21 protein-coding genes and 1 pseudogene are annotated in these 21,409 nt (G+C 65.0%); 12 read left to right on the forward strand and 10 right to left on the reverse strand.

Going from position 1 to position 21,409, the window contains the following annotated elements; translation table 11 throughout:
• Positions 1-32: 32 nt before the first annotated feature.
• Complete coding sequence (locus tag DFR67_RS25955) at positions 33-731, reverse strand: O-methyltransferase (protein WP_110472369.1); 699 nt, start codon at positions 729-731, stop codon at positions 33-35.
• Between the two features lie 362 nt (positions 732-1,093).
• Here DFR67_RS25955 and sigE point away from each other — a divergent pair, with 362 nt between their 5' ends.
• The 4 genes from sigE to tatB all read left to right on the forward strand — a co-directional run bounded on the left by sigE (position 1,094) and on the right by tatB (position 4,616).
• Entirely contained in the window at positions 1,094-1,723 is a 630-nt protein-coding gene (gene sigE, locus DFR67_RS25960; RefSeq protein WP_425451348.1) for an RNA polymerase sigma factor SigE, read from the forward strand.
• Positions 1,724-1,881: 158 nt separating this feature from the next.
• Complete coding sequence (locus tag DFR67_RS25965; RefSeq protein ID WP_110472434.1) at positions 1,882-2,385, forward strand: cupin domain-containing protein; 504 nt, start codon at positions 1,882-1,884, stop codon at positions 2,383-2,385.
• A 115-nt stretch (positions 2,386-2,500) separates the two neighbouring features.
• Positions 2,501-4,024 (forward strand): S1C family serine protease, encoded by a 1,524-nt coding sequence (locus tag DFR67_RS25970; RefSeq protein WP_110472370.1) that lies wholly within the window; start codon positions 2,501-2,503, stop codon positions 4,022-4,024.
• Positions 4,025-4,070: 46 nt separating this feature from the next.
• Positions 4,071-4,616, forward strand: coding sequence for a Sec-independent protein translocase protein TatB (tatB, locus tag DFR67_RS25975; RefSeq protein ID WP_110472371.1), 546 nt, complete (start codon positions 4,071-4,073; stop codon positions 4,614-4,616).
• 53 nt (positions 4,617-4,669) lie between these two features.
• Here tatB and DFR67_RS25980 read toward each other — a convergent pair whose 3' ends face one another.
• Both DFR67_RS25980 and DFR67_RS25985 read right to left on the reverse strand, forming a co-directional pair.
• Positions 4,670-5,500: an ABC transporter permease gene (locus DFR67_RS25980; protein WP_245938169.1), complete on the reverse strand. Its 831-nt coding sequence runs from the start codon at positions 5,498-5,500 to the stop codon at positions 4,670-4,672.
• On the reverse strand, positions 5,497-6,450 hold the full coding sequence (locus DFR67_RS25985) for an ATP-binding cassette domain-containing protein (protein WP_110472372.1): 954 nt from the start codon (positions 6,448-6,450) through the stop codon (positions 5,497-5,499). Before DFR67_RS25985 ends, DFR67_RS25980 begins: the two co-directional genes overlap by 4 nt.
• 72 nt (positions 6,451-6,522) lie before the next feature.
• Between DFR67_RS25985 and DFR67_RS25990 the strand changes: the two genes are divergently transcribed.
• Positions 6,523-7,302 carry a TetR/AcrR family transcriptional regulator gene (locus DFR67_RS25990; protein WP_110472373.1) on the forward strand — a complete coding sequence of 260 codons (780 nt, stop codon included), beginning with the start codon at positions 6,523-6,525 and terminating at the stop codon, positions 7,300-7,302.
• An 18-nt stretch (positions 7,303-7,320) separates the two neighbouring features.
• Here the strand turns inward: DFR67_RS25990 and DFR67_RS25995 are convergent, their stop codons facing one another.
• The 4 genes from DFR67_RS25995 to DFR67_RS26010 form a co-directional block, all read right to left on the reverse strand.
• Positions 7,321-8,478 (reverse strand): Mrp/NBP35 family ATP-binding protein, encoded by a 1,158-nt coding sequence (locus tag DFR67_RS25995; protein WP_110472374.1) that lies wholly within the window; start codon positions 8,476-8,478, stop codon positions 7,321-7,323.
• A 63-nt stretch (positions 8,479-8,541) separates the two neighbouring features.
• Complete coding sequence (locus tag DFR67_RS26000) at positions 8,542-9,612, reverse strand: lytic transglycosylase domain-containing protein (RefSeq protein WP_110472375.1); 1,071 nt, start codon at positions 9,610-9,612, stop codon at positions 8,542-8,544.
• A gap of 92 nt (positions 9,613-9,704) precedes the next feature.
• Positions 9,705-10,334 carry a DUF1003 domain-containing protein gene (locus DFR67_RS26005; RefSeq protein WP_110472376.1) on the reverse strand — a complete coding sequence of 210 codons (630 nt, stop codon included), beginning with the start codon at positions 10,332-10,334 and terminating at the stop codon, positions 9,705-9,707.
• Positions 10,334-11,626 carry a magnesium transporter MgtE N-terminal domain-containing protein gene (locus DFR67_RS26010; RefSeq protein WP_110472377.1) on the reverse strand — a complete coding sequence of 431 codons (1,293 nt, stop codon included), beginning with the start codon at positions 11,624-11,626 and terminating at the stop codon, positions 10,334-10,336. Before DFR67_RS26010 ends, DFR67_RS26005 begins: the two co-directional genes overlap by 1 nt.
• Positions 11,627-12,071: 445 nt before the next feature.
• On the opposite strand from DFR67_RS26010, the gene DFR67_RS26015 reads away from it, so the two are divergent.
• The 5 genes from DFR67_RS26015 (at position 12,072) to DFR67_RS26035 (ending at position 17,219) form a co-directional block, all read left to right on the forward strand.
• Positions 12,072-12,557: a YflT domain-containing protein gene (locus DFR67_RS26015; RefSeq protein ID WP_110472436.1), complete on the forward strand. Its 486-nt coding sequence runs from the start codon at positions 12,072-12,074 to the stop codon at positions 12,555-12,557.
• Positions 12,558-12,789: 232 nt separating this feature from the next.
• Positions 12,790-14,274 (forward strand): extracellular solute-binding protein, encoded by a 1,485-nt coding sequence (locus DFR67_RS26020; protein ID WP_425451346.1) that lies wholly within the window; start codon positions 12,790-12,792, stop codon positions 14,272-14,274.
• Positions 14,271-15,206: a carbohydrate ABC transporter permease gene (locus tag DFR67_RS26025; protein ID WP_110472379.1), complete on the forward strand. Its 936-nt coding sequence runs from the start codon at positions 14,271-14,273 to the stop codon at positions 15,204-15,206. Before DFR67_RS26020 ends, DFR67_RS26025 begins: the two co-directional genes overlap by 4 nt.
• A gap of 6 nt (positions 15,207-15,212) precedes the next feature.
• Positions 15,213-16,043, forward strand: coding sequence for a carbohydrate ABC transporter permease (locus DFR67_RS26030; RefSeq protein ID WP_110472380.1), 831 nt, complete (start codon positions 15,213-15,215; stop codon positions 16,041-16,043).
• A 3-nt stretch (positions 16,044-16,046) separates the two neighbouring features.
• Entirely contained in the window at positions 16,047-17,219 is a 1,173-nt protein-coding gene (locus DFR67_RS26035; protein ID WP_110472381.1) for an ABC transporter ATP-binding protein, read from the forward strand.
• A gap of 72 nt (positions 17,220-17,291) precedes the next feature.
• Here DFR67_RS26035 and DFR67_RS26040 read toward each other — a convergent pair whose 3' ends face one another.
• A complete protein-coding gene (locus DFR67_RS26040; protein ID WP_110472382.1) occupies positions 17,292-18,155 on the reverse strand; it encodes a chromosome partitioning protein ParB in 864 nt (287 codons plus the stop codon).
• Positions 18,145-18,879: a metallophosphoesterase family protein gene (locus DFR67_RS26045; protein ID WP_110472383.1), complete on the reverse strand. Its 735-nt coding sequence runs from the start codon at positions 18,877-18,879 to the stop codon at positions 18,145-18,147. The genes DFR67_RS26040 and DFR67_RS26045 overlap by 11 nt, the downstream gene beginning before the upstream one ends.
• A 74-nt stretch (positions 18,880-18,953) precedes the next feature.
• On the opposite strand from DFR67_RS26045, the gene DFR67_RS26050 reads away from it, so the two are divergent.
• A complete protein-coding gene (locus DFR67_RS26050) occupies positions 18,954-19,547 on the forward strand; it encodes a suppressor of fused domain protein (protein ID WP_110472384.1) in 594 nt (197 codons plus the stop codon).
• A gap of 10 nt (positions 19,548-19,557) precedes the next feature.
• On the opposite strand, the gene corA is transcribed toward DFR67_RS26050, so the two are convergent.
• The gene (gene corA / locus DFR67_RS26055; RefSeq protein WP_110472385.1) at positions 19,558-20,628 is read right to left on the reverse strand and encodes a magnesium/cobalt transporter CorA; all 1,071 of its coding nucleotides are present in this window, start codon (positions 20,626-20,628) and stop codon (positions 19,558-19,560) included.
• 134 nt (positions 20,629-20,762) lie between these two features.
• Between corA and DFR67_RS26060 the strand changes: the two are divergent.
• Positions 20,763-21,384, forward strand: a pseudogene (locus DFR67_RS26060) (MarC family protein).
• Positions 21,385-21,409: the final 25 nt, after the last annotated feature.

Here is a 21,409-nt window from a genome sequence, read left to right on the forward strand (position 1 = left end):
TCCGCCGGCCCGCGATGCGGTGACCGCGGGAGCTACGTCGGCTCCGGTTCCACCTGGGCTTTTGCGGCTGCGAGCAATCCTCGGCCGAGTGGGATGACCACCGGCAGGAGGGAGTCGTCGTCGGCGATCAGCAGCGCCGCCTCGCGGGCGGCGAGCGCGGCGGGTTCAGAGCTGGCGGGATCGGCGACGGTTCCATCGGCGGAGGCGTTGTGGACGACCAACACACCGCCGTGGCGCAGCAGTCGCAGCCCTTCGGCGACGAATCTGGGCTGATCGGTCACCGCGCCGTCGATGAAAACCAGGTCGTATCCGGCGTCGGACAGCCGGGGGAGGACCTCGGCTGCCCTGCCGTTGATGAGCCGGGTTCGCGATGGCCCGATCCCGGCGGTGCTGAACGCGAGCTTTGCGGCCCGGTGATGTTCGGCCTCGGAATCGATGGTGGTGAGCACCCCTTCGGGGCGCATGCCGTTGAGCAGCCACAGACCGCTGATGCCGGCGCCGGTCCCGACCTCGACCACCGCTTTGGCGTTCACCAGACGGGCCAGGAAAGACAACGTCGCACCGACGGCCGGAGTGATGGCCGGTGCGCCCAGTTCGTCCGACCGCTCGCGGGCCAGCCGCAGGGCCTCGTCCTCGACGATCGCAGCTTCGGCGTAGCGGCTCTGCGCCGCCGGATCGATGACGGCCGATCCAGTCGCTTCTGAGTTGGCGGGGACGCTGTGATCTGACACGGGTTCGAGGTTAGCGCCGTCGCTGTCGATGATGGTCTAGGCGCGCTGAGCTGACCATCGCCCCGCTCGGCCTCGAATAGCGGCGGTGAACTGCGAAAAAATGGTTGTGACTCTCAGGCAACACTCAGCCCTCTCATAGTGCGTGCACACCCCGGTCGGACAAGGTCATAGGGGAACAAAGCAGGCAGGCTTCGATGTTGGACCGACTGGGTATGAGTACAACCAGAACCCATCTTTGAGGGTGCGCAATACGACCGGCGCCAGTAGTTGGTCCTGGAAGAAATGTGGAGTTGATCGTGATCGATGCCAACACCGACACCAACAGGGCGGGTATTGCGGTGGCCGAGGCGGAATCCGAGGGTTTGACGGGTGCGGGTGTGACGGACGCGATCGCAACGACAGGGGACCCGATTCCCGACAGTGGAACCGCACGGTTCGACGCCACCGGCGATGCCGCTCTGATGCCGGCCTGGGATGACCTGGTCCGAGAGCACGCAGACCGCGTCTACCGGCTGGCCTACCGGCTGTCAGGCAACCAGCACGACGCAGAGGATCTGACACAAGAGACCTTCATTCGGGTGTTCCGCTCGCTGTCGAGCTACAAGGCGGGCACCTTCGAGGGCTGGTTGCACCGCATCACCACAAACCTGTTCTTGGACATGGTGCGGCGCCGCAACAAGATTCGTATGGAAGCCCTACCCGAGGACTACGAGCGGGTCCCCGGCAACGAACCCGATCCCGAGCAGATCTTCCATGACGCCAACCTCGACCCGGACCTGCAGAGTGCGCTCGATTCGCTGGCACCGGAGTTCCGTGCGGCGGTCGTGCTGTGCGACATCGAGGGACTGTCGTACGAAGAGATCGCCACCACCCTCGGGGTCAAGCTCGGCACCGTACGCAGCCGGATCCATCGCGGTCGGCAGGCCATCCGTGATCATCTCGCGTCGAGTGGGCACCACTCAGGTCGCTCGGTCCTCGCACAGGACTTCTGACCGGTCGCGTCGGCGGGTCAGACGACCCGCGGAACTCGTCGGCGGGCGGAGGCGTTGTTAGATTTGGATGACGACGACGACCGGCGGTCCGCGCCGGTATTCCGTACAGTCGGGATCTGACGTCGCAGGTGCGACACCGAGGCGAAGGGGTGAAGACCATGGATGAGCGCACTCCCGAAGATCCACGCACCGAAAAACCTGAGCACGATGATGCCAAGGGCCTGCGGAACCGCCGACGGGTGCTGGGATGGCTACCGGCATCGTCGATGGTGTCCCAGAACAAGAACTACCGCGCACCCGGCAGTGCCGGTGGCCGGAAGTTCCTGTCGACCGAGCATCTTGCGACCGAGGCGGTCGCCGCATACGTCGACGGTGAACTACGGATGAATGCTCACCTGCGTGCGTCCGGTCACCTGCAAGTGTGCCCGCAGTGCCGCGCCGAAGTGGAAGCGCAGAGCGCTGCCCGCGCCGCGCTGCGTCGGTCGGGTGAGGTGACCATGCCCGCCAGATTGCTCGGCGAGCTGAACCAGATACCGACCCGTGAGATCGACATCCGGACGACCGACGGCGGCTCCCACGATGATCCGCGTCGCGGTGACGAATCGCCGCTGGACGCTCCGGGTTTCCCTGTTCACCGCGGTCAGCGGCGGCGCAATCGCTAGGACCGGTGCCAGGTAGCCTCGGTGAAGATCACCCGGTGTACCCGGTGATGTCCAGGCGACCAGCTGCAAGCGAGGGGTTCGAGTTCTTGATGAGACCGGTGATTCGGGCGGGCCAGTGACAGGCGCCGACAACAACGGTTCGCAGCCATCTCCGCGGCGCTCCACCGGCGATTCCGCACCAGGTGCTCTCGACCAGGCGCCCCGGTTGGGGCCACGCCCCAACGCGCACCCTGCCGTTCCGGAGCAGACCACAGCGGTGTTCGGCAGGCCGGACGGCGTCGATGGCGCATTCGCCCCGCCGGACGTGGCCCGCGCGCGTCCCGTGCAGCCAGTCATTGCCGACCCCGACCCGGTCTTGCAAGAGGCGTTCTCCCGACCGGAGGGCGCAGACACCCTCCAGCGTGACCCGGACTCCCGGTTCGGTGTCGAAGAATCGATCCCGGAGCCCGCGGACCCGTGGCGGGACCCTGATGCCGCTGCGGCGCTGAGCGCGCCGGCGGTCGACACTCCCATACCGCCTCCGCCGACGACCCCCGGGCCGAAACTCGGCGTCACCGAGGTGCTCTTCGACCGCAAGGTCAGCGCGAAGGCATTGACGGTACTCGCCGTCATCGCCCTGGTCATCGGCCTAGCGGGAGGGTTGATCGGTCGTCTGACCGCAGAGGTCTCCTCGCCCCTGCACTCGGACACGGTCTCCCTCTCCGGCAGTGACGACGACAACGAAGCCGAACCCCGCAGCCAGGTGGCCAGAGTCGCCCAGGCGGTCGAGAAGTCTGTGGTGATGATCGACGTGCGCCTCGCGGACGGAGGCGGCACCGGTTCAGGTGTGGTGATCGACAAAGAGGGCTACATCGTCACCAACAACCACGTCATCTCGATGGCGGCCAACGATCGCAGCGCGAAACTCGAGGTCGTCTTCTCCGATCGCACCCGCGTTCCTGCCCGAATCGTCGGCCGCGACATCCGCACCGATCTCGCGGTCCTCAAGGTCGACGGCATCGACAACCTGACAGTCGCCAAGCTCGGTGACTCCAGCAAGATCCAGATCGGTGAAGAGGTCGTCGCGTTCGGCGCCCCACTCGGTCTCGACCAGACGGTCACCAGCGGAATCGTCAGCGCAGAGGGCCGTGCGGTTCCGCTGCGACCCGACGAGACATCCGACACCGACGCGGTGATCGATGCCATCCAAACCGACGCCGCGATCAACCCCGGCAACTCCGGGGGTCCGTTGGTGGACGATCAGGGGAGGGTCATCGGCATCAACACCGCTGGGCTGGCGCCGGGCGGCGGTTCCATCGGCCTCGGTTTCGCCATCCCCGTCAATGAGTTCCTGCCGATAGCGCAGGCGCTGATCAAGGACGGCCGGGTGGTACACGCGCAGATCGGCGTGAACGCGAGTTCGGTGCGGAACGACCGGGTGCTGGGCGCACAGGTGCGCAACGTGGTCGAGGGATCGCCGGCTGCCCGCGCGGGCATCCGTGAAGGGGATGTGATCACCAAGTTCGGTGATCGGGTCATCGAGGACGCCGACGAGCTGACCGTGGCCGTTCGTACGTCCGAGATAGGTGCGCAGGTGCCGTTCGAGTACTGGCGGGACGGGCGCACCTTCGACGCGACCATCACCCCCGCCGCCGACTGACACCGGTTCGATTCGACAGTTCGCCGGGGCACAGTAACCTGGAGCGGTGTTCAGCAGCGTCGGTTGGGGTGAGATTGCGGTCTTGATGATCGCTGGCCTCGTCATCCTCGGTCCCGAGCGCCTCCCCAGCGCGATCTCGTGGACGATGAAGTCGATCAGGCAGGTCCGCGATTACGCGACGGGTGCCACCAGCGCACTCAAGGACGACCTCGGAGCCGACTTCGAGGACCTCCGTAAACCTCTTGCCGAACTGAACGAACTGCGTGGCATGAGCCCCCGTTCGGTGATCACCAAACATCTGCTCGACGGCGACGATTCGATCTTCACCGGCAAGTTCGACGGTGAGTCGAAGATCAAGCCGGTATCGCAGCCCCTGCCGACCACCGATGAGAACTCCACAGTGGTGTCGCTCGGCAAGGGCACAGGTACGGACGAGGCCGCCGGAATCGCAGCGAACACCGCACCGGGCAAGACGACCGGGCCGCAGTCGACGCCGAATCTGAGCAAGGCCACTGACCCGGACACGACGAGCGGGTCGACCGAGACCGCTGCCCCTGCGGCGGGTTCGGTCGACCGCTGGGACGCCACCTGAGCCTCGGGCGCCAACCGTGTCATCGTCAACCGGGAACCGTCAACCGGGAATCGTCAACGGCGTAGGCGTCGATACGCTCTGGCGGACAACGCGATGAAAACCACACTGATCGCCGCGGGCCAGATGATCGCGAGGGCGATGGTCCATTCGTCCAGCGGTCCGCCGGTCACGCCGGTGGGGTTGGCGAAGAGCTCGCGGGCGGCGGTTGCCGTGGCCGATATCGGATTCCAGGCTGCGATGGCGCCGAGCCACCCCGGCATGGTCTCCGCCCCGACGATTGCGGTCGAGAGAAATCCGATGGGCCAGACCAGGACCTGAACTGCCGAGGTCGCCGATTCGCTCGGGAATGTCAGACCGAGAAAGATCCCGACCCACAGCAACGAGAACCTGAGCGCCAGCAGTAGGACGACCGCCAACGCAGCAGAAGCGGGATCCGAGCCGATGGTCCAGCCGATCAGCAGTCCACCGATGATCAGAACCGTCAGCTCGACGACGGAATTGACCATGTCGGCGCCGACCCGGCCGAGCGCGACCGCGACATTGCCGATCGGCATGGATCGGAAGCGGTCGGTGATGCCCTTCTTGGCATCGGCGGCCATCGCCGCGGTGGTCGTCTCCACGCCGAACATCATGCTCAGAGCAAGCATTCCGGGTACGAGGAAGTCGATGTAGTCCGCACGGTCCGAGTCGTCGACGCCGGGGATGCTGATGGCGCCGCCGAAGAGGAACCCGAACACGAGTAGCAACATGATGGAGAACGCCAGCCCGAATATCGGCGTCCACGGATCGCGCCGCCAGTGCGCGAGATCGCGTGAGGCAATGATCCAGCCTGCGCGTACGGTGCCCGTTCTAGTCCGCACGTCGATCATCGATACATCGTTCATCGTGCACTCCCTGCGTCGGTGAGGTGAAGGAAGACCTCGTCCAGTGTCGGACGACGCAACACGAGGTCTTCGGGTGTGATCGCGGCCGTATCGAGCGCACGCACGAGAGACGCGAGTCCGCCTGCGGTGGTGTCGATTTCGAACGTGAGAGATCTGCTCTCGGCGTCCACGTCTGTCGGGTCGGCGGCGAGGGCCCGGCGCATGACGTCGATGGCATGGTCGAGTGGGGTGCGTTGGGCCAGGGTGACGGTGATGCGGTCGCCCCCGATATGACTTTTGAGCAGGTCGGGGGACCCCTCAGCGATGATCTGTCCGTGGTTCATCACGGAGATGTTGGCGGCCAGCTGATCGGCCTCGTCGAGATACTGCGTGGTCAGAAGAACCGTGGTGCCCGCTGTCGCGATTTCTCGCACCGTCTCCCACACCTCGTTACGGGCGCGCGGGTCCAGGCCGGTCGTCGGTTCGTCGAGAAAGAGCACCGCCGGGGTGAGGATGAGACCCACCGCGATGTCGAGTCGACGGCGCATTCCGCCCGAATAGTCGGCGACCGCTCTGGCGGCGGCGTCGGTGAGTTCGAAGACCTCGAGCAGTTCGTCCGCTCGTCGGCGCGCGTCAGAGGCGGAAAGGCCGAACAAGCGTCCGAACATCACCAGGTTCTGCCGGCCCCCCAACATTTCGTCCACGGCCGGGGACTGGCCGATGAGACCTATCCGTTGGCGCACCGCACGCGACTGTGTGCCGACATCGTGACCGGCCACCATCGCTTCGCCGGCGTCGAGATCGATCAGGGTGGCGAGCGCCCGCACGGCCGTGCTCTTGCCCGCACCGTTGGGTCCGAGGAGGCCGTGAATGGTTCCGGCGGGGACCTCGAGATCGAATCCGTCGAGGGCCGGGACATCTCCGTATCGTTTGCGTAGTCCACGTGCGTAAATCGCAGGTGCAGCGGTCATGCTGGTCCTTACTTCGTATGGTGTACGGACTTCGGGAGGTTCACCGTACACCACACGACGTATTCTGTGCAGATGGATGACGTCCGCCCGCCCACAGAGCCCGACTCCGCCCACCCCGCCGTCGATCGGACGCTCGCACTGCTCTGGCGACGAAGCGCCGGCGCTCCCCAGGGTTCTCGCGGACCGCGGCAACGGGTATCGGTCGACGAGGTGATCGCGGCGGCGATCGCACTGGCGGACGCCGACGGCCTGTCGGCACTGTCGATGCGGAAGGTCGCCGACAAGCTGGGGCTCGGTGTGATGTCGATGTACACCTACGTGCCGGGCAAGGAGGAGCTGATCGGCCTGATGGTCGATGAGGTCATGGGTGAGGCCGACTTGCCTGCACATGCGGGCACCCTGCGGGAACGGATGACGGAGATAGCCCAGCAGCTCTGGGACGAGCTTCATCGGCATCCCTGGTTGTTGCACGTCCACAAGGCCAGACCGTGGATCGGGCCCAACGGATCCGCCCGTTACGAATGGCAATTGGCGGCGATCGAGGGAGTCGGTCTGGGTGACCTCGAGATGGATCACACCATCGCCGTTCTCACCGGCTTCGCGGAGAGTTCGGCACGGGCGTCGATCGAGGCGGCGGGTGCCAGAACGGAATCCGGCATGACAGATCAGCAATGGTGGGAGATCAACGCGCCGGTCCTGGGGCGGTTGATGGGCGACAGTGACTACCCGATCTCGTCCCGGGTGGGGCAGGCTGCCGGAGAGGCCTACAACTCGATGGGAGATCCCGCCCGGTCATTCGAGTTCGGACTGGCGCGCATCATCGACGGAATCGAGACGTTGCTGCGCCGCTGAGCGCGCATCCGGGAAAGATCAGCTCTTCGCGCCTGCACTCCGGGTGGTGTCGATGCCCAGGTTCATGCCGGCCAGGCCACGTTTGCGGACGGCAAGCCGGTCCGCGACCTGTCGCAGGGCAGCGCCGGCAGCCGAATCGGGGGCCGAGAGCACCAGAGGCATCCCCTCGTCTCCACCCTCCCTCAGCGCAGTGTCGAGCGGGATCTGACCGAGCAACGGGACCTCTGCGCCCACCGCGACGGTCAGGCGCTCTGACACCCGGGCGCCACCGCCTGACCCGAACGGCTCGATCCGGCTACCGTCGGGCAGTTCCATCCAGGACATGTTCTCGACCACACCCATGATCTTCTGACGGGTCTGTAGCGCGATCGCGCCCGCGCGTTCGGCAACCTCGGCCGCAGCCTGCTGTGGCGTCGTTACCACCAGGATCTCGGCGCCGGGGATCAACTGGGCCACCGAGATCGCCACATCGCCTGTGCCCGGAGGAAGATCGAGCAGGAGGATGTCGAGGTCACCCCAGAAGACGTCGGCGAGGAATTGCTGTAGCGCCCGATGCAGCATGGGGCCGCGCCAGACGACCGGGGTGTTGCCGCTGGTGAACTGTGCGATCGAGATGAACTTCACGCCGTGGCTCATCGGGGGCAGGATCATTTTCTCGACCTGCGTGGGTTTGGCGTCGTTCCCGAGCATCCGCGGCACCGAGTGGCCGTAGATGTCGGCGTCGAGTACGCCGACCTTCAGTCCCCTGTCGGCGAGTGCGGCGGCGAGATTCACGGTGACGCTGGATTTCCCGACACCGCCCTTGCCGGAGGCCACCGCGTAGACGCGCGTGAGGGAACCGGGCTGGGCGAACGGGATGACCGGTTCCGCCCGGTCACCGCGCAGGCTCTTGCGTAATTCGGTGCGTTGCTCGTCGTCCATCACGTCGAGCTCCACCGACACCCGGCCGACCCCGGCCACGTCGGCGGCGGCCGTGGTGACACGCTGGGTGATCTCTGTCTTCAGCGGACATCCCGACGTCGTCAGATAGATCTCGATGGCGACGCTGGCATCGTCGGCGACAGCGATCGACTTGACCATCCCGAGATCGGTGATCGGTTTCCCGATCTCGGGGTCTTCCACCTTGGCCAGTGCCGCGCGAATGGCGGATTCCGTTGGCAACGTTGCTTGTGTCATCACGCGCGAGTTTACGCCCGTGGCCGCACCAGCCACCCTTCGGTACGCGCAAGGGGTGGGGGGTCAGCGAGCCGGCGCAGGGGCGGGCGGCGGAGGTGGCAGCAGTGATTGAACCTCGGGAGGCAAACAGATGATGACGCAGGCCTCGGTGGTCGTCGTGGTGGACGGAGGCGCCGACGGTGAACTGGGGTTCGCCGGAGACGGCGAGGATGAACTGCTGCTCGACGAACTCGACGAGGTCGGGGCGGGCAACGGTCCGGTGTCCGTCGGCGCCGCACCGGTCGCGTACCCCGCCGCCCACGACAGCACGTTCGACACGTACTCCATCGAGTTGTTGTAGCGGAGCACCGCGCTGACCTTGGTCTTTTCCCCCATGATGTCGGTGACCCCCGAGCACAGGTATCGTCCGGCAGAGTAGGTGGCATCAAAAATGTTGTTGGGGTCTGACTTACCGTCGCCGTTGGCGTCGCTGCCCCATGACGCCCAGGTAGAAGGTATGAACTGCATCGGACCCATCGCACGATCGTGGCCGGGGTCCCCGTCGATGCGGCCGCCGTCGGTGTCAGTGATCACGGCATTCCCGGACAGATGGCCGTTGAGCAGCGGGCCCGCGATCGGGGTCAGGGTGGTGCCGGAACTGTCGACGTTGCCACCGCCGGCGTGGCCGGACTCGATCCGGCCGATCCCGGCGAGCAGGAACCAGGGGAGTTTGCACTGAGGCGACTCCGCCGCGACGCGCTGTTCGGCCATCTTGTACGCCTGCAACACGATCCCTGGTATCCCCAGCGGACCCGAGGGCAGCGCGTCGGCACGGATCCGCGGTACCGACAGCGGATCGACGACCTGTGGACGGTCGTCGATGGGAGCAGCGGCGGGCGGTAGGAAGTCGAGTTGTGGACGGGCCGCGATCGGGAGGATCTCGGCGGCGGGGGTCGCGGGCTGCGCGATACCCGTGGCGGTGAGCCTGGGTTCGGGTCCGCTGTGTGCACTCGAGGTGACGGCGGCCATCAAACCGATACCGATGACCGCACACCCGGTCAGCAACTGCACTCGACCCCACCGCACGTCCCGCAACTCCTGTGTTGATCTCCCCGGCCCGCCACGTCGCCACGACGAATGTGACCCACGATACATATTTGCGGAATGCGTGCGCGGGCAAACCGGTGTTTATCGCCGGGGCTCGCGCGATGGCTCCCGGATTCCGGCCCCGCGGACAGGGGGATCGGTCACTCTTCGGGTGAACCCTCGGTCCACTTGTGATCGCCGCGCCGCCGTTGCTCATCACGTCGCAATTGCTCGTCGCGCCGCACCTGTTCATCACGCTTGACCTGGTCGCCCAGTAATCGGTCGGAGAGTTCGGTGAGCAGATCGTCGAGCTCGCGCCGGAGATAGTCGCGGGTCACGGTGTCGCCGACTGCCAGCCGTACGGCCGCGAGTTCGCGCGCCAGGAACTCGGTGTCCGCCTTGGTCTGTTCGGCGCGCATCCGGTCTTCTTCGAGGGAGACCTTGTCGCGGTTCTCCTGACGATTCTGGGCCAGCAGGATCAGCGGGGCCGCGTACGCGGCCTGCGTCGAGAAGGCCAGGTTCAGCAAGATGAACGGGTACGGATCCCATCGCAGACTGATCACCACGAGATTGAGGAAGATCCAGATGATGACGATGATCGTCTGGATGGCCAGGTACCGGCCTGTGCCGAGGAACCGGGCGACGCGTTCGCTGTAGACGCCGACGACGTCGGAGTCCAGGTTCAGCTTCCAGCGCCGGTTCTCCCCGGGTGTGTCGAGCCGTCGTACGGAGCGGGCGTTCTGTCGCTCTGTCCTGGGGATGGACCGGCTCTCGCGATCGCTGGGGCTCATCACCGCAACCCTTCGGCCAGATCGTCGTCACCCTCGGTCTCGCGCCAGTCCTCCGGCAGCAGGTGATCGAGGAGGTCGTCGACGGTGACCGCGCCGATGAGGTGTCCGTCATCGTCGATGACGGGTCCGCAGACGAGGTTGTAAGTGGCGAAGTAGCGGGTGACCTTCTCGAGTGAGTCGTTCGGGCCGAGGTTGGGCAGCCGATCGTCGATGATCCCACCGACGAGGTTGGCCGGCGGTTCCCGCAGCAGAGCCTGGATGTGGACGCAGCCCAGGTACTTACCGGTCGGAGTGGCCGTCGGTGGCCGCACGACGAAGGTCAGGGATGCCGACGCGGGCGTCAGGTCCGGGTTCCTGGCGCGCGCAAGCGCTTCGGCGATGGTGGTGGAGGGTGTGACGACCAGCGGTTCGGTCGTCATCAGACCACCGGCGGTGTCAGGGGAGTGCAGCATCAGCCGCCGAACCGGCTCGGACTCCTGTGGGTCCATCAACTGCAGCAGCGCCTCCGCCTCGGCGTCGGGCAACTCACCGAGGAGGTCGGCCGCATCGTCGGGGTCCATCGCCTCGAGGACATCGGCAGCCCGCTCGACGGCCATGTGCCCGAGCAGGTCGGTCTGATCGTCGGTCGGGAGTTCCTGGACGACGTCGGCGAGTCGTTCGTCGTCGAGCGCCGATGCGATCTCCTGGCGCCGCTTCGACGGCAGCTCGCGCAGCGCATGTGCCACATCGGCTGCTCGCATGCCGTCGAACTGGGACAAGATCTGGGCCACTCCCTGACCGGGCAGGGCGAGCGCACTCTGGGTCAACCCGAGGACGTGATTCCACTCGACCACGTGGGTTTCTCCGCGTCGGCCGAGGCGGGTGCGGGCGCCGCGGACGGCGACCCGGGAGATCACCCAGTCGCGGGTGCGTCTGCGTTCGATGGCGACGTCGACCACCGCCAGGTCTTCGTCGGCAAGGTGCTCGAGGTCCGGATCGTTCACGCGCACGCGTGATTCCACGATCTGGCCGAGGACAAGAGCCTCGCCGGGGCGCAGGATCAGTCGCCGCAGACTCACGGTTCCGGTGCTCAGGGTGACCGAGTTCGGCTCGATGGCGGTCACGCGCAGCATCGGGACGAAGATCCGTCGGCGGGTCGTCAGTTCGACCGCGAGTCCGAGGACTCGCGGCTGGCCCGTACCGAACCGAACGGACACCACCACGTCTCGCACTCGGCCGATGGACTCACCGTCGGGTCCGATGACGGCCAGACCGGCAAGCCTGGCCACGAATGCCTTGCTCACCGCTGCCATGGAGGTAAGGGTAGTGGGGCGCAGCCGGATGGCGCGGCCAGGGCATACCCGAGCGCGGCGGATGGGTCGGCTCGGCGCCTCCGGACAGCGCACGGCGAACAGTGGGTGAATTCTCCGGTTCCGGCGTCGCAACGCACCGATAAAAACCCATCCAATCGTACTGACAAGCGCTGTCTTTGAGGGAAGGGCGCGTGTATTGCCGTGCGCGATGGACTCTCTCGCCTCGTCACTGCTCTCTGCTGCTCGTCGCGGCGTTCGGTGTCCTCGCGCACGAGAAGGTGGCGCCCGCGCTTCGCGATGATGGCGGGCTCCGTGCTGGTTCTGAGATGATCTACAGGGAACGGCCGTATACGTCACAAACAACGGCAGGCAGATAACGGCAGGCAGACAATTGCAGATGGCGGATTTCGGTCGGCCCGGCAATAGCGACGAGGAGCACCACACCATGAGTAACCCGATACGCCCGACGCCACGCCCCGGTTTGCCGACGCCGCCCCGGGGGTGGCCGATCGGCTCATACACCACGTACGCCGAAGCGCAACGCGCGGTGGATTATCTGTCCGATGAGAACTTCCCCGTCCAGGACGTGACCATCGTGGGTGTGGACCTGATGCAGGTCGAACGCGTCCTGGGACGGCTGACCTGGGGGAAGGTGATCGGGGGTGGAATTGTCTCCGGTGCCTGGCTGGGCCTGTTCTTCGGGCTGCTCGTCGGGATCGTCGTCGATACGAATCCTCTGGTGCCGTTGATTTTTGGCCTGGTCGGGGGCATCGTGTTCGGTGTCGTGTCGACCTCTATCCCGTATGCCGCCACCCGCGGGCAACGCGACTTCTCGTCGACCATGCAGTTGGTCGCAGGGCGTTATGACGTTCTCTGCGACCCGAAGAGCGCTGAGCGGGCCCGCGACATGCTGAGCCGGCTCACTCCTTAGAACGGCAGCCCGGGCACCCACCTGACGCGGTCTGCCGGCGCAAAGGCGCAGCGTACCGGGGTTCGCCTCACCCGACGCCGGAACGTGACCGGGGAACGATTTGGTGTCAGGTTGGCACGATCATGCCGATTGTGTTGCGCGTCACTCTCAGACGCCTATAAGTTAACTTGCAGGCATGGAGGGGTGCGTCCGTAACGTTCGGCGCACCTTTCGGACTCATCGAGGAGGCTGCGTGCGGAGCAAAGGCGATCCGACCGGTAGTGACGGTCGATCAGCGGGACCCAAGAAGTATGGTGGTTTGAAGAAGCTCGGATTGTCCTGTGCCGCAGTGGCTGTGGCCCTTCCGGTGCTCAGCGCGTGTAGCTCCGGGTACACGACGGGGACGATCAACGTCTACGCGCCGGCGGATGGGGCCTCGTTCATCGAAGAAGCGGGGAACACGTGCACGGCGGAGTCCAACGGCGAGTACAAGATCAAGACGACTGCGCTGCCCAAGGCCGCGGACGACCAGCGACTGCAGCTCGCCCGTCGACTCGCCGGCAACGACAAGGGCCTGGATCTGATGGGCATGGACGTCGTCTGGACGGCAGAGTTCGCCGACGCCGGCTGGATCGAACCCGTTCCTGACGAGATGGCCGCGGAGATCAAGGCGACCACCCTCGGTGGTCCATATGAGACTGCGTTGTGGAAGACCAACGATGACAACGAAAAACGTCTCTATGCCATCCCGACCTGGACCAACACCCAGCTGCTCTGGTATCGCAAGGACGTGATCGAGCAGTATCTGAATCGGCCGACCCCACCGGCGACCTGGGACCAGATGCTGGCAGAGAACGAGGAGATCCGTAAGGCAGGCGGGCCCAGTTACATCATGGTGCAGGGCAAGCAGTACGAGGGCCTGATGGTGTGGTTCAACTCGGTACTGGCCAGTGCCGGCGGTCAAGTCCTCGACCCGGACGACCCGAACAAGCAGACACTCAACGACACCCCGGAGCACCGCGCTGCGACCCTCAAGGCGCTGCAGACGCTCAAGGCCGTGGCAACCGCTCCGGGTGCCGATCCGTCGATCACCAACAGTGACGAGTCGTCGGCCCGACTCGGGATGGAAAGCGGGCAGGCGACCTTCGAGGTCAACTGGCCGTTCGTCTTCCCGTCCATGCGCTCCAATGCTGCGGCCGGTGACGTGGCGTTCCTGTCGAACGTCAACGCCGAGTTCGGTCCGCTGTTCGCCGACCCCGACAATCCGCCCGCCGACGCGGACCTGGCCCCGGTCAACGCCGCGGTACAGACGGCTTTCGACTTCTCACGCTATCCGGGCGTGCTCCCGGACGAGCAGTCGAAGGTCACCTTGGGCGGGGTGAACATCGCGGTTGCAGACACCTCGCAGCAGAAAGACCTCGCATTCAAGGCCGCTGCCTGTCTGACCAATGAGCAGTCGCAGAAGCTGTACTCGATCAGCGGGGGTACGCCTCCGACCATCGGGTCGATCTACGACGACCCCGCGTTCGAAGACGCATATCCCATGGGCGATGCGATCAAGGCGCAGTTGGAGACAGGTTCCGCCGCGCTACGGCCGGCTTCGCCTGACTACCAGGCGATCTCGACTCTGATCACCGCAAAGCTCAGTCCGGTCGGTTCCTGGGATCCGGAGGCGATGGTCGACATTCTCGCCGAACAGGTCACCAAGGCCATCGAAGGGGAGGGACTGATCCCATGACCGCAACGCTGGACAAGGGGGCTGCGCCGAGCAAGAAGAAGAAGGCGCAGCTCAGCGAAGGCAAACGGGCCGAGCGCCGGTTGGGATTGTGGTTGATCACCCCGGCGGTGATCATGATGATCCTCGTCACCGGCTATCCGATCGTGTACGCATTCTGGCTGAGTCTGCAGAAGGCGAGCCTGTCGGCGCCCGGTGAGAACGAGTTCATCTGGTTCAGCAACTACGGCACCGTCCTCACCGACAGTTACTGGTGGACCTCGCTGAGCATCACGTTGTTCATCACCGTGGTCTCGGTGATCATCGAGTTGGTCCTCGGTATGGCGATCGCTCTCGTCATGCATCGAACGCTGTTCGCCAAGGGCGTCATCCGGACCGTCGTCCTGATCCCGTACGGCATCGTCACCGTCGTCGCAGCGTTCTCCTGGTACTACGCCTGGACGCCTGGCACCGGTTACCTCGCGAACCTGCTCCCAGACGGCAGTGCGCCGCTCACCGAGCAGTGGCCTTCACTGGCGATCATCATCCTGGCCGAGGTCTGGAAGACCACACCGTTCATGGCACTGCTGCTCCTGGCCGGACTCGCCCTGGTACCTGATGACCTGCTCAAGGCCGCGCAGATGGACGGTGCCGGCGCCTGGACTCGGCTGTGGCGGATCATACTTCCGCTGATGAAGCCCGCGATTCTCGTGGCATTGCTGTTCCGCACGTTGGATGCGTTCCGCGTGTTCGACAACATCTACATCCTGACCCGAGGTAGCAACAACACGTACTCGGTCTCGATGTTGGGCTACGACAACCTGTTCAAAGCCTTCAACCTGGGCGTCGGATCCGCGATCAGCGTGCTCATCTTTCTCTGCGTCGCGATCATCGCCTTCATATTCATCAAGTTGTTCGGGGCCTCGGCACCCGGCTCTGACAACGAGGGGCGGTAACGACCGATGAATGCCTTGACGGGAAAACGTATCGGCTGGTCGGTCGTCAACCTACTGGTCCTTCTCTATGCCCTGATCCCGGTGATCTGGATCGTCAGTCTGTCGTTCAAGCCTCCGGGCAGTGTGAAGGACGGCAGCTTCATCCCGAAGGAATGGACGTTCGACAACTACACCAGCATCTTCGACACCAGTGCGTTCACGTCGGCTCTGATCAACTCGATCGGTATCGGCCTGATCACCACGGTGATCGCGGTCGCACTCGGCACAATGGCCGCCTATGCGATTGCCCGCCTGGACTTTCCGGGCAAGAAGGCACTGGTGGGAGCCGCGCTGTTGATCGCGATGTTCCCTCAGATCTCGCTGGTGACGCCCCTGTTCAACATCGAGCGCCGGCTGGGCCTGTTCGACACGTGGGCGGGCCTGATCCTGCCGTACATCACGTTCGCGCTGCCTCTGGCGATCTACACTCTCTCGGCGTTCTTCCGCGAGATCCCCTGGGAATTAGAGAAGGCCGCAAAGATGGACGGCGCCACGCCGTCGCAGGCATTCCGCAAGGTCATCGCTCCGCTCGCGGCTCCCGGCATCGTCACCGCGGCGATCCTCGTCTTCATCTTCGCGTGGAACGACCTGCTGTTGGCGATCTCGCTGACCTCCACCGAGAGGTCGATCACCGCGCCGGTGGCGATCGCGAACTTCACCGGTAGTAGCCAATTCGAGGAACCAACGGGTTCGATCGCGGCCGCGGCCGTGGTCATCACGATCCCGATCATCATCTTTGTCCTGCTGTTCCAACGTCGAATCGTTGCCGGTCTGACTTCCGGCGCTGTGAAGGGATAACCAATGGCCGAGATCGTTCTGGACCAGGTGAGCAAGAAGTACCCGGACGGTTCGCTGGCCGTCAGCGAGGTGGACATCACCATCGCAGACGGCGAGTTCATCATCCTGGTCGGTCCCTCCGGATGCGGTAAGTCGACGACCCTCAACATGATCGCGGGTCTGGAGGACATCTCTTCCGGCGAGTTGCGAATCGCGGGGGAGCGCGTGAACGAGAAGGCACCCAAGGACCGGGACATCGCGATGGTGTTCCAGTCCTACGCGCTCTATCCCCACATGACCGTGCGGGACAACATCGCGTTCCCGCTGACCCTGGCGAAGATGCCGAAGCAGGAGATCGCATCCAAGGTCGACGAGGCTGCCAGAATCCTCGACCTGGGGCAGTACCTGGATCGCAAGCCGGCCAACCTGTCCGGTGGTCAGCGACAGCGTGTCGCCATGGGCCGGGCAATCGTCCGGTCGCCGAAAGCGTTCCTCATGGACGAGCCGCTGTCGAACCTCGATGCGAAACTGCGTGTGCAGACCCGTACAGAGATCGCGCAGCTCCAGCAACGACTCGGGACCACCACCGTCTACGTAACCCACGACCAGACGGAGGCCATGACGCTCGGCGACCGCGTCGTGGTGCTGCGATCGGGGCTCGTGCAGCAGATCGGCTCACCGGCCGAGCTCTACAACAAGCCCTCGAACCTGTTCGTCGCCGGCTTCATCGGATCGCCTGCCATGAACTTCCTGCCCGGTCGGCTGACCCAGAACGGCATCGAAACCGCGCTCGGAGAGGTCACCCCACCGGAGATGGGCCGGGTGATCGAGAACGCCAAATCGGTGCGGAGCAACGGCGAAGTGCTGATCGGCATCCGCCCGGAGCACTTCGAGGACGCAAGTCTCGTCGACACCCTCACGAAGTCGCGAGGCTCGACCTTCACCGCGAAGGTCAGCGTTCTCGAGTCGATGGGGTCGGACAACTACGCGTACTTCTCGGTCGAAGGCAGCGATGCGTCTGCCCAGGCCCTTGCCGAGATCGCAGCGGACGCCGGGCAGCCGATGGGCAGCGGACAACTGATCGCCCGGTTGTCTCCGGAGTCCACCGTGTCCAAGGGGCAGAATGCCGAATTGTTCTACGACACCTCGAAGATCTCGGTGTTCGACCAGCAGAGTGGTTCCAATCTGAGCCTGTGAGGCAGGCGGCACTGTCGTCGAAAAGGCCCCTACCGCTGGTCGATGCGGTGGGGGCCTTTCGCGCGACCCCGGTCAGGGCAGTTTGCCGCGGCGTCGCGACCGAACGCGGAGTTCGTCGATGATGTCTTCGTCCCAGATATGTCTGCGCACCATGCGGTAACGTTCACACGCCAGCCAGATGTACAGTTCTGCGTCGCTGGTGATCTCCGGCAGGATGTCCGCTCGCCGTGCCATGCGTACGACAGGCAGGAACTCCTCGCCGAACCAGCGACGTGCCACTTCCGCTCGGCCCATGAACGTACCGGTTTCCTGTGCCAGCCGGAAGCCCCAGGCCTCGACGTTCTCGGCGAGTTCGGCGTAGTCGAAGGGGTCATCGAACCAGATGGCCTCGCGTTGTTTGCCTTCCAGCGGTACGCGGGAGGCGAACAGGCGCCGGTGATCTTTCATGATCAGGTCGGAGCGCGCGTTGATCCCCTCAGGTGAGATGCGGGTGTGGATCTCGGTGACGTAGGCGTCGATCTTGCTGAACCGCCGGGCGATGGCGATGGACACCCGGTGGTGGCCGTCGATCACGAAGTGCATCGTCCCGATCCGGTACAGCTGCACCGGTGGCACCGATTCGCCCCGCCGCTGCGCGGTGGCCAGTCGCTGCCATCGCTCCCTGATCCGGGCCGAGGTCGGACGGAAGTAGCGGTCGAAATCGCGGGTTCGGTCGACGCTGCCGACGATCGAGGAGACGTCGACGACCACGAGCCCGAGGAACGTCTCGCCCGTCTTTCCCAGAGCGGCAACCACTTCATCGAACGGCAGCACCGTGTTGACGTCTGCGGGCTGCCGCGTGAGCCAGGCCGAGAGCCGCGCCAGTTCCGCGCGGCGGCGCTGCCTGCTGAAGTCGTTCTCGGCGTCGGCGCCGGGAAATCCTGTGTCACGCGCCATGACGTCTCCGTTGGACTTCGACCCCGGTACCACCCGGCTCGATCTCGAACAGGCAGTAACCCACCGTGTTGATCGAGATGGTGCTGCGGCGCAGGGTCTGGCCGGGGATCTGTTTCTTGAGCAGGATGGTGTGGTCCATCGGCGTCTGGCCGTGCGGGTGAATGTGCCCGTGTAGCAACAGTTGTGGCCGTAATCGATAGATCAACGGCAGGAAGCACTTGAAGCCGCGGTGAGGTCCGTCCTCGGCGTCGCCGATCCCGCGGGCAGGGCTGTGGGTGAGCAGGATGTCCACCGCGCCCTGGCCGGGCAGCATCCGGTACCGAAAGCGGCGCAGTGCCAGCCGGTTCGCCCGCTGCCGCTGGGTGGCCTCGCGGTATTGGTTCGGTCCGTCGTTGTACCGGATACATCCGCCGAGTCCTGCGACCCGCAGACCCGCCACGGTGACGATGCGGCCGTCTGCGTTGATCGCGCCCTCGGGGCCCGGGTACGTGACCGGCAGCCCTGCCTGCGTCCAGCCGCTGCGGGTCCGCTTGTACCCGGTGAGGTCACGGTCGTGGTTGCCGGGTACGAAGACACAGGGCACGCCGAAACGCGCCATCAGCTTCTCGAGGTAGTCGAAGGGCAGGTCGCCGGCGCCGATGATCAGGTCAGGGGCGAGTTCGTCGGCCGCCCCGTGATTGAGGCTGTCGACGACTTCGTCCGATACCGAGAGCACACGTACCATCCCATCGACCCTAGCGCGCGAGTACAGCCCAGGGCCCGTCTCCGAGAGATGGTGGTGTTTTACTGGGACCTGCGATGAGTGAGTCAGAATCGTCGGTGATCGACCAGGTGACGGCGCACCTGAAGAAGGCGTTCGGGGACACCGAGCCCCAGCGGGCGTCAGTGACCTTCCTGGGGCTGGAATCCATTGACGTGCTGCGGTTCACCGGCGGTACAGACGAGGTCGAGTACGTCTCGCTCGGCTGCAGTCGGCACCCCATGGGCGAACCGGATCAGATCGTGGTCGATCCAGACGTCGGGCCCAGGGGAGAGATCGTCATCCGGATGTACGCGTCGGCGCCGTTGCCCGGGCTGCATCGTTCGGTCGCCATGCTCGCGGCGGCCCCTGCCGTCGAGGGTCTGGTGTTGACCGCCGACGCGTTGATCGATCTCGGAGAACCACTATGGAAGGGGTCGAGGTGCAGCGCCGTGGTGCTGGAGACCGACCCGATACCACCGTGTCCGCTGTCGGGCGACCGTGAGGACGTCAATTTCTTCCGGGCGATCCCGGTGACCGCCAACGAGGCGGCGTGGATCCGGCTCAAAGGGGTCGATGCGCTACGCGCCGCCTGGGCCGAAGCCGGCATCGACGTCCGTGATCCGGCGCGAGCGGGCGCCACGATCGGGTAGAGGCGAGGCCTCAGAGCCAGTTGTTCCTCCGGAAGGTCCGCCACAAGAAGACACAGGACGTGATCAGGACGAGCAGCACCGCGTAGTAGCCGTATCTCCAGTGCAGTTCCGGCATGTTGTCGAAGTTCATCCCATAGACCCCGGCGACCATGGTCGGCACGGACGCAATCGCGACCCAGGCAGAGATCTTGCGCATGTCGGTGTTCTGCTGGATACCGACCTTGGCCAGCGCAGCATCGATCAATGACGTCAGTACCTCGTCGTAGGTGGCGATGCGTTCGTTGACACTGCTGTGGTGGTCCTGGACGTCGCGAAAATACCGGCGCACCTCTTTCGGGACCAGTTTGTTGTCGGAGGAGGTCATCCTGCGCAGCGCCAGATCGAGTGGATCGACTGCGCGCCGCAGTTCCATCACCTCGCGCTTGAGCAGGTACACCGGTTCGATCTCGATGCGCCGGCCCGGTGAGAAGATGTTCTCCTCCACTGCATCGACGTCGTGCTCGATGCTGGAGGTCACCTCCACATAGGTGTCGACGACATGGTCGGCGACGGCATGCATCACCGAGCTTGGTCCCAGAGCGAGTTGCTCGGGGCGCGCCTCCAGTTGCTTCCGGACACCTGCGAGCCCGGTGTGGTCGCCGTGGCGGACCGTGATGACGAAATCTGGTCCGCACATCACCATGATCTCGCCGGTCTCGACGACCTCGTTGGCCACCTGAAGCGTCTCGTGCTCAAGATATTTCACAGTCTTGAGCACCAGGAACAGGGTGTCGTCGTACTGTTCGAGCTTAGGGCGCTGATGGGCTTGGACCGCATCCTCCACGACGAGTTCATGAAGTCCGAAAGCCTCTGCCACACCTTCCATCTGGCGGTTGTCCGGCGAGAGCAGGCCCACCCACACATAGCCGGTGCCCGAGGACCGGACCTCGGAGAGCGCATGGGAGAAAGTTCGCAAACCGGGCAGTCGTCTGCCCTCGACGTAGACAGCGCAGTCGACGACGGCCCGCGATGCCGGAACAGGCACTTGGGCAGTCGGTTTGGGGCTCGCCGAGCTGCTGCGTAGATGTGGCCGCGAGGGCATGGCAGCCTCCTGGTGCGAGTACGGTCGGCGGGGTGCTCGATCCACAGGGGATGCTACGCCCGGATCAATGGCCGTACCGCGAACGGGCGGTCCAGATGCCGATCAGCAGTCGCCGAGGATGAAAGACTGACTCCATGGGGTTCGACACCACGCTCTATCTCACGATGCTGATCACGCTGGCGGTGATCATGGACCCACCCGGTCAGGTGCCGCTGTTCGGCGTCCCTGGTCGGTCACCGGCCGGTTGCTGTCCGTAACCGGGCCGCCTGGCAGGCGCCGGCGGTGAGTTTCCTGGTCATCACGGTGTTCGCGATCGCAGGCAACGCCATCCTGAACTATCTGCACATCGGGATCCCTGCCTTGCAGGGTGCCGGCGGACTGCTGCTCCTGCTGGTTGCACTGCAGTTGTTGACCGGGCTCGGCAACGCCGGTAATCCGCAGTCGGTCTCCGACGACGTCAATGTCGCCCTGGTGCCGCTCGGGACGCCGTTGCTCGCAGGGCCGGGTGCGATCGCCGCCGTCATCGTCAACGTGGGCCAGGCAGACGGAGCGACCAGCGCCTACCTGGCGATCGGCGCCGCGATCGTGAGTATCCACATCGTCTTGGTGCTCGTCTTGCGGTTCTCGACCGTCCTGATCAAGATCCTCGGGATCGGGGGGATCACCCTGATGGCGAAGATCGCCGGTCTACTGCTCGCAGCGATCGCGGTGCAGCTGATCGCGGATTCGATCAAGGGGTTCATCGCCGCAGGTTGAAGGGCGATCGGGCGGCCCGCAATCG

It is taken from the genome of Williamsia limnetica, from assembly GCF_003217475.1.
GTDB lineage: Bacteria > Actinomycetota > Actinomycetes > Mycobacteriales > Mycobacteriaceae > Williamsia > Williamsia limnetica.

Bases quoted from the DNA above. Each gene is read 5' to 3' on its own strand.
- DFR67_RS25995 (WP_110472374.1), bottom strand. From the start codon at position 8,478: ATGACACAAGCAACGTTGCCAACGGAATCCGCCATTCGCGCGGCACTG.
- DFR67_RS25965 (WP_110472434.1), top strand. From the start codon at position 1,882: ATGGATGAGCGCACTCCCGAAGATCCACGCACCGAAAAACCTGAGCAC.
- DFR67_RS26015 (WP_110472436.1), top strand. From the start codon at position 12,072: ATGAGTAACCCGATACGCCCGACGCCACGCCCCGGTTTGCCGACGCCG.
- DFR67_RS26030 (WP_110472380.1), top strand. From the start codon at position 15,213: ATGAATGCCTTGACGGGAAAACGTATCGGCTGGTCGGTCGTCAACCTA.
- DFR67_RS26050 (WP_110472384.1), top strand. From the start codon at position 18,954: ATGAGTGAGTCAGAATCGTCGGTGATCGACCAGGTGACGGCGCACCTG.
- DFR67_RS26005 (WP_110472376.1), bottom strand. From the start codon at position 10,334: ATGAGCCCCAGCGATCGCGAGAGCCGGTCCATCCCCAGGACAGAGCGA.
- DFR67_RS26040 (WP_110472382.1), bottom strand. From the start codon at position 18,155: ATGGCGCGTGACACAGGATTTCCCGGCGCCGACGCCGAGAACGACTTC.
- corA (WP_110472385.1), bottom strand. From the start codon at position 20,628: ATGCCCTCGCGGCCACATCTACGCAGCAGCTCGGCGAGCCCCAAACCG.
- DFR67_RS26010 (WP_110472377.1), bottom strand. From the start codon at position 11,626: ATGGCAGCGGTGAGCAAGGCATTCGTGGCCAGGCTTGCCGGTCTGGCC.
- DFR67_RS26025 (WP_110472379.1), top strand. From the start codon at position 14,271: ATGACCGCAACGCTGGACAAGGGGGCTGCGCCGAGCAAGAAGAAGAAG.
- DFR67_RS25985 (WP_110472372.1), bottom strand. From the start codon at position 6,450: ATGACCGCTGCACCTGCGATTTACGCACGTGGACTACGCAAACGATAC.
- DFR67_RS26000 (WP_110472375.1), bottom strand. From the start codon at position 9,612: ATGTATCGTGGGTCACATTCGTCGTGGCGACGTGGCGGGCCGGGGAGA.
- DFR67_RS25980 (WP_245938169.1), bottom strand. From the start codon at position 5,500: ATGAACGATGTATCGATGATCGACGTGCGGACTAGAACGGGCACCGTA.
- DFR67_RS26035 (WP_110472381.1), top strand. From the start codon at position 16,047: ATGGCCGAGATCGTTCTGGACCAGGTGAGCAAGAAGTACCCGGACGGT.
- DFR67_RS26045 (WP_110472383.1), bottom strand. From the start codon at position 18,879: ATGGTACGTGTGCTCTCGGTATCGGACGAAGTCGTCGACAGCCTCAAT.
- DFR67_RS25990 (WP_110472373.1), top strand. From the start codon at position 6,523: ATGGATGACGTCCGCCCGCCCACAGAGCCCGACTCCGCCCACCCCGCC.